Genomic DNA, 2,495 nt, shown 5'->3' with positions numbered 1-2,495 from the left:
TGAGGGTAGTATGTCCTCTCTTCGGGTACTTCGTGTTCATATACCGTTACGCGCCAGACTCGTGGCACCCGTCTTGTATATGCGATCAGGGGTATTCCGGTTCAGCTTGACTTTGGGCGAAGCGGAGCCGCGGTCATCATCAACAACGCGACATCACCGGAAGGACTTATTGCGCGGCTTGATTCATTTTCCCCCATACTCCTTTTGGGGACTGGAACCTCTTCTATGCAACATTACGTGAGAAGGGAAGTATTGTTCTTGAGACCTGCATGATGGGGACTACTATAATATCCCTGTCGGTTGAGATTCGGTTCTGCCCCTGGGGTGATGAGGGTGCATACTTTGTCAGATCGGGAGGGACCAGGTCCTGACCCCTGTTTTGTGCATACCTAAAGGCGCATCACATCAGCCCTGACGGTTCTGTTCAATAACCGCAACAAGTCCTGCCGCTATTGCTGCAACCTTTTTGTCCCCCCGGAGCGGGGTTGCCAGCTGGGTCATTCTCGTCTCTTCCTCCTGAATATACCGTTTGAGCGTCCGGCTGATATGCTCCTCCTGCAGGAAGTGCGTGTGTGTGTTACCGGCGATGAACTCGGGGTTGTGAATGATGGCATGGTGCAGGGGAAGGGTGGTCTTGACTCCCAGGATAACATACTCATAAATCGCGCGTCTCATCCGGGCGATAGCATACTCCCTGCTCATTCCCCACGCACAGAGCTTTGCTATCATCGAATCATAGAATGGCGGGATGGTGTACCCTGCATGAATCCCTGAGTCAAGCCGAATACCCGGTCCGCCTGGTGACCGATACCGGGTGATCTTACCTGGGTCTGCAGCAAAATTGTTTAAGGGATCTTCCGCATTAATCCGGCACTCGATTGCATGGCCGCGCAACGTGATGTCCTCCTGGCCGTACTCAATGGGATCTCCTGATGCCACGATGATCTGTTCTTTTACGATATCGATCCCGGTAACCAGTTCGGTGATGGTATGCTCAACCTGCAGCCGGGTGTTCATCTCCATGAAATAATACTCCCCTTTGTCATAGAGGAACTCAACCGTACCGGCATTGACATAGTCCACTGCCTCAGCGACCTTCAGCGCAGAGTTCGTCATCCGTTCACGAAGGTCGGGTGTCATGACCGGACAGGGGGCTTCCTCAATCAGCTTCTGATGCCGTCGCTGGATTGAGCATTCACGCTCAAACATATGCACGCGGTTATGGTGCTCATCACAAAAGACCTGGACCTCAACGTGCCGGGGTTTTTGAAGGTACTTCTCGATAAAGACCGTTCTGTCCCCGAATGCAGACTCTGCGATCCGCATGGCACCATCTATCGCGGACTCAATCTCAGAGGGTTCATGGACAATCTGCATGCCGATACCCCCGCCACCGGCGCTTGCCTTGACAATCACCGGGTATCCGATGGAATCAGCAACCTTCGCGGCCATGTCAAGATCATCAATTCCCCCGTCAGTTCCGGGGAGAACCGGGACCCCTGCCTTTCTCATGGTCTGCTTTGACTGAATCTTTGATCCCATTGCAGCGATGGTCCGTGATTTCGGGCCGATGAAGGTGATGCCCTCTTCCGCGCACAGTCTTGCAAACTCCGCATTCTCAGCGAGAAATCCGTATCCCGGATGAATGGCTTCCGCTCCTGCCTTCTTTGCAACTGATATGATCCGTTCCTTATTCAGGTACGATTTGGAGGGGGGTGCCGGTCCGACCGGGAAGGCTTCGTCGGCATAATGCACAAAGAGGGAGTCCTTGTCCGCCTCGGAGTAGATCGCAACGGTGTCTATGCCAAGTTCCCGGCAGGCCCGCATGATCCGGATGGCGATCTCACCCCGGTTTGCGATGAGAATCTTCTCAAAATATTTCATTCAACCACCAGGAGCACATCACCGGCAAGAACGGTGTCCCCGGCATCGACAAAGATCTCCTTTACCACCCCATCACGGGGGCTGCTGATGGGGTTTTCCATCTTCATGGCTTCGAGAACGACGAGGGTATCACCTGCTGCCACCTTGTCTCCCCTTCCAACCATGATCTTGAGGACCATCCCCTGCATATTGCTCTTGACCCCGCCCGGGATGTCAGACTGTGAAGGTTTTGTCACCTTCGGTTTCTCTTCTACCGGCTTATCCCCGATGGCCAGAATTCTGACGGTAAATGTCTCACCATCGACCTCAACCTGCATGGATGTGGGCATTGAGAGCCCGGCGTCCTTCTTCTGTACAGGAGACGGAATCGGTTCGGCGGTGCGTTCGCCCTTCAGGAACGATGGTGCAATGGCCGGGTAGAGAATGTAGGTGAGGACGTCCTCTTCCTTTTTGATAAGGCCGGCCTGTATCGCCTCTCCTTTCATCTTCTCGTACATGGGGGCAAGCAGATCTGCCGGGCGAACGGTGATAACCTCTTCATCTCCAATAATGAGCCGCCGGATATCGTCAGAGATCGGGCCAGGTGATCTCCCGTACTGTCCTTTCACGTA

Annotated in this window: 2 protein-coding genes; both read right to left on the bottom strand. The window is 53.9% G+C overall.

What is annotated here, in order from left to right:
• Window positions 1-405: 405 nt before the first annotated feature.
• Complete coding sequence (locus tag PLA23_RS12515) at window positions 406-1,884, bottom strand: acetyl-CoA carboxylase biotin carboxylase subunit (RefSeq protein ID WP_324475395.1); 1,479 nt, start codon at window positions 1,882-1,884, stop codon at window positions 406-408.
• Window positions 1,881-2,495: biotin/lipoyl-containing protein (locus tag PLA23_RS12510; protein ID WP_324475394.1), on the bottom strand; the 615-nt coding region annotated here is incomplete at its 5' end. The genes PLA23_RS12510 and PLA23_RS12515, both read right to left, overlap by 4 nt.

Source organism: Methanospirillum sp. (assembly GCF_035406105.1).
GTDB lineage: Archaea > Halobacteriota > Methanomicrobia > Methanomicrobiales > Methanospirillaceae > Methanospirillum.
The sequence above is the reverse complement of the archived record's forward strand: the minus strand, read 5'-3'. Positions and strand labels throughout refer to the sequence as shown.

Coding starts and splice junctions, on each gene's coding strand:
- PLA23_RS12515 (WP_324475395.1), bottom strand. CDS start 1,884: ATGAAATATTTTGAGAAGATTCTCATCGCAAACCGGGGTGAGATCGCC.